This window comes from Acidovorax sp. NO-1 (genome assembly GCF_000238595.1).
Classification (GTDB): Bacteria; Pseudomonadota; Gammaproteobacteria; order Burkholderiales; family Burkholderiaceae_C; genus Acidovorax.
Map to the genome: position 1 here is coordinate 1 of NZ_AGTS01000106.1, position 4,220 is coordinate 4,220.

The 4,220-nt window shown below is 68.9% G+C and carries 3 protein-coding genes; all 3 read right to left on the bottom strand.

Annotated features, from left to right (window positions below; translation table 11 throughout):
* Nucleotides 1-39: 39 nt before the first annotated feature.
* The 3 genes from arsA to KYG_RS18285 all read right to left on the bottom strand — a co-directional run bounded on the left by arsA (nucleotide 40) and on the right by KYG_RS18285 (nucleotide 3,782).
* Nucleotides 40-1,857 (bottom strand): arsenical pump-driving ATPase, encoded by a 1,818-nt coding sequence (gene arsA / locus KYG_RS18275; protein WP_008906419.1) that lies wholly within the window; start codon nucleotides 1,855-1,857, stop codon nucleotides 40-42.
* 52 nt (nucleotides 1,858-1,909) lie between these two features.
* Complete coding sequence (locus KYG_RS18280; protein ID WP_008906420.1) at nucleotides 1,910-2,752, bottom strand: ZIP family metal transporter; 843 nt, start codon at nucleotides 2,750-2,752, stop codon at nucleotides 1,910-1,912.
* Nucleotides 2,753-2,885: 133 nt separating this feature from the next.
* Nucleotides 2,886-3,782, bottom strand: a complete 897-nt coding sequence (locus KYG_RS18285) for a dienelactone hydrolase family protein (RefSeq protein ID WP_008906421.1) — start codon at nucleotides 3,780-3,782, stop codon at nucleotides 2,886-2,888.
* Nucleotides 3,783-4,220 lie beyond the last annotated feature (438 nt).

Consider the following 4,220-nt stretch of genomic DNA (forward strand, 5'->3'; position numbering starts at 1 on the left):
TTATCCAGAAAGCGCCAATAGCTATAAATTAAATAGCGCTCACACCGCCGCAGACACGGGCGCCGCCGCCAGCTGGCCCAGCGCATCCACCCCCACCGGCGGGGTGACCAGCCAGGGCAGCACGTAGGTGCGCTGCGCCAGGCCGCTGGTGATGCGCGCGGCCTGCTGTTGCTCGCCCGCCAGGCGGACCTGCAGCAGCGGGTCGCTGGTGCCGGTGGCCGCCACGCTCTTGTTGATCACCCAGGCCCAGGGCTCAATGTGGGCGCGGCGCAGGTCGTCCTGCAGTGCGGCGGCCTGGCTGACGGGCGTGACCTCGGGCAGCGTGACGATGACCACGTGGGTCATGTCGGCGTCCTGCAGGCGCATCAGCGGTGTGATGATGTGTTTGGAGTTGGCGCTGCCTTCGTACTGCTGCGTCATCTGCCGGTGGTAAGCGCCGGTGGCGTCCATCAGCAGCAGGCTATGGCCGGTGGGGGCGGTGTCCAGCACCACGAAGGCGCTGCGCGCCTCGTTCACCACGCGGCTGAAGGCGTGGAACACGGCCACCTCTTCGGTGCAGGGCGACTGCAAGTCTTCCAGCAGCAGGGCGCGGCCCGCGTCGTCCAGCGCCTTGCCGCGCGTGGCCATGATCTTGTCGATATAGGCCTGGGTTTCGGCCTGCGGGTCGATGCGCCCCACCTTCAGCCCCGGCAGGCTGCCGTCGAGCTGGCTTTGCACATGGGCCGCCGGATCGGTGGTGGTGAGGTGCACGCTGTGCCCGCGCTGCACCAGGCCCACGGCCAGCGCAGCAGCGATGGTGGTCTTGCCCACGCCGCCCTTGCCCATCACCATGATCAGGCCGTGGCCCTTGGCGGCCAGCGCGTCGGCCAGGGACGAGAGGGGTTCGGCCTGCAGCGACGCGCCGACGACGGCTGAGGGCGCACTCAACGGCACCGCGCCACCCGCCAGCAACGCCCGCAGCGCGGGCAAGCCCACGGTGTCAAAGGCGCGCAGTGGCACCTCGTCGCGCGGCAGTTGCGCCAGCGCATCGGGCATCTGGTCCATAGCCTGGCGGCCCAGCGTTTCGATGGCGTCGGCCACGGCATCCTGCCCCGGTCGGCTGGCATGGAACACGCCGTTGATGGCCAGCCGCTGGTTGGCCAGGCCCAGGGCGCGCAGCTCCAGAGCCGTGCGTGCGGCCTCCTGCATGGGGCGGGGGTCGGGGCGGGTGACCAGCACCACGGTGGTCAGGGCCGGGTCGCTCAGCGCGGCCAGCGCGGCGTTGAAGCGCGCCTCCTGCATCTTGAGCCCCGAGTGCGGGCCCAGGCACGATGCGCCCCGGTCATTGCCCGCCAGGAATCCGGTCCAGGCCTTGGGCAGGCCCAGCAGGCGCAGCGTGTGGCCGGTGGGGGCGGTGTCGAACACCACATGGTCGAACACATGGCCGATGGCGCTGCCCTCGCTGGCCAGCAGCGCGGCAAATTCGTCGAACGCCGCGATCTCGGTGGTACAGGCGCCCGAGAGCTGCTCGCGCACCGTGGCCCGCTCGTCGCTGGTGGCGGTGGATTCCAGCTGCGCCAGCACGCGCTGGCGGTAGGCCTCGGCGGCGGTGTCGGGGTCGATATTGAGCATGTGCAGCCCCGGCACCCCGGGCACGGCCACGGGCTGGTTGGACAGCGGAACGCCCAGCATTTCATCGAGGTTGGAGGCCGCATCGGTGCTGACCAGCAGCACCTGCCGCCCGGCATCGGCCAGGGCAATGGCTGCAGCCGTGGACAGCGAGGTCTTGCCCACCCCGCCTTTGCCGGTGAAGAACAGGAAACGCGTGGGCCGGGCGAGCAGGCCCAGGGTGACGGTGCTGGCGTGAAGGTCGGTCATGACCCCAGCTTGGCACAAGCGCGTTGCGCCGGCTTGAGCTACGTCAAGCACCTCAATGTGCGTGCGCCGCGCCACTCACCAGGGTGACGATGACCATGCCGGCAATCAGCCACGCAATCTGGGACACCGTTTCGCGGGCCGTCAGGCGTTTTTGCAGCTGGGGAATCAGGTCGGCCAGCGCCACGTAAATGAAGCTGCTGGACGCCACCGCCAGGAAATACGGCAGAAAGTCGTGCAGCTGGCCCACCAGGAAGTAGCCCACCAGCCCGCCCAGCGCCGTCACCGCGCCCGCCAGCGACACCTTGACCAGCGCCATGCGGCGGTTGGGGCTGGTCTGGCGCAGCACCACCAGATCGCCCATGTGGTGCGGCACCTCGTGTGCCAGCACGGATACCGCCGCGATCACCCCCAGACGGATGTCGGCCATGAAGGCCGAGGCGATGAGGATGCCATCGCCAAAACAATGCACGCTGTCGCCGGTGAGCAGGGCCCAGCCGCCCGACCGCGCGCCGTGGTGGTGGTGGTGTGCGTGGCCGTGATGGCCATCATGGCCGTGGTGGGCATCGTGATCGTGGTGATCGTGGTGGTGCGGCTGCGGTTGGCTGTGTTCGTGCCCGTGGTGCCACAGCTCGGCCTTGTCGAGCAGAAAGAAGAACACCACGCCCACCAGCAGCGTGGCAAACAGGTCGTGCGCGCCCGCCTGGCTTTCAAAGGCCTCGGGCAGCAGATGCATGAACGCCGTGGCCAGCAGCGCCCCTGCGGCCAGGCTCAGCAGATGCTGGGGCCCCACGCTGTCGGTGCGGCCGCCCAGGCCCAGCCGCATCAACAACGCGGCCAGCCACACGCTGCCGATGCCCGCAGCCAGTGTGGCCAGGATGATTGCTACCAAAGTCATAGCTTCTTGCGCTTTATAGATAAGCCCTGAGGCCTATTTTCATTCAAAACTCGCACCGCAGACGCGAGGGTAAAAAAAGCCGCCCCCGGGCGGGGGCGGCTGCGGGAGGCCTGCGGCTCCAGCGGTCAGGCCATCAGGCCACGCCGTGCTTGCTGAACCAGGCCAGCGCCCGCTTCCAGCCATCATCGGCGGCTTCCTTGCGGTAGCTGGCGCGGTAGTCGGCGTGGAAGGCATGGGGCGCGTCGGGGTACACCACAAATTCCGAAGCCCTGGCCTGTGGCGAGCCACTGGCCAGAGCCGCTTTCATCTTATCAACCGTGTCAAGGGGGATGCCGGTGTCTTTTTCGCCATACAGGCCCAGCACCGGCGCCTTGAGGATGGGGGCAATTTCCACAGGGTGCTTGGGCGTGAGGTCGCTGGCCTGGCCCACCAGCCGGCCATACCAGGCGACACCGGCCTTCACCGGGCCATGGGCGGCATACAGCCACGTGATGCGGCCACCCCAGCAAAACCCCGTGACGCCGATGCGCGCCGCATCACCGCCATTGGCCGTGGCCCACTGCACGGCCCCGTCCAGGTCGGCCATCACCTGCGCATCAGGCACCTTGGAGACCACCTCGGCCATCAGCTTGGCGACTTCGGTGTATTGCGCCGGATCACCCTGGCGCGCGTACATCTGGGGTGCAATCGCCAGGTAGCCCGCCTTGGCAAAGCGGCGGCAGGTGTCGGCAATGTATTCGTGCACGCCAAAGATCTCCTGGATCACCAGCACCACCGGCAGGCCCGTCTTGCCCGCTGGCGCAGCCCGGTACGCCGGCACATTGAAGCCATTGACCGTGAAGCTCACCGTCCCGACCGTGAGGCCATCGCTGGGCGTGGCAATGGCCGTCTGCGCCATGATGGGCGCCGCCGCGGCCGCATAGCCCAGGCCCAGCGCAGCCTGCAGGGCCGTGCGGCGGGTGGCGCCGGATTCGGTGGTGCGCCCGGGCAACAGCGCGCGGGCATCGGCGTGGAGGTCTTCAGAGAGCATCGGTTTCTCCAGAAATGGAACAGGCGAACCTGTGAAGGGGTGCGCCGGGGCATTCCGGCGAGCCGCCATCATCGGGCAAATCCCGCACCTTGACAGCCCCCGCGCCATTGGCCGAAGAACCCGTGCAATCGCCCGCATCCGCAGGTACCGCAACCGGGGGAGCGCTGCTAGACTTTCTGCGTACCCCTTTTGCCCCCGGCCGGACCCTGCGCCCACTCGGCGTCACGCCGCCCCTCGCCACCCGACAACACCCACTTTGCACCGCCCCGACTGGAACCCGCCCGCCATGCCCGCTGCCTCTTCGCGCGAAGACTCCCTGGCCCTGCTGGGGGTGGCCGTGGGCGCGGCGGGCGCACTGGGCCTGGCCGTGTGGGCGCTGGCGGGGCCAGACCTCAATGGCACGGTGCGCGCCGGGCTGGCCGCAGCCGGGCTGCTGCT

Coding starts and splice junctions, on each gene's coding strand:
- arsA (WP_008906419.1), bottom strand. CDS start 1,857: ATGACCGACCTTCACGCCAGCACCGTCACCCTGGGCCTGCTCGCCCGG.
- KYG_RS18280 (WP_008906420.1), bottom strand. CDS start 2,752: ATGACTTTGGTAGCAATCATCCTGGCCACACTGGCTGCGGGCATCGGC.
- KYG_RS18285 (WP_008906421.1), bottom strand. CDS start 3,782: ATGCTCTCTGAAGACCTCCACGCCGATGCCCGCGCGCTGTTGCCCGGG.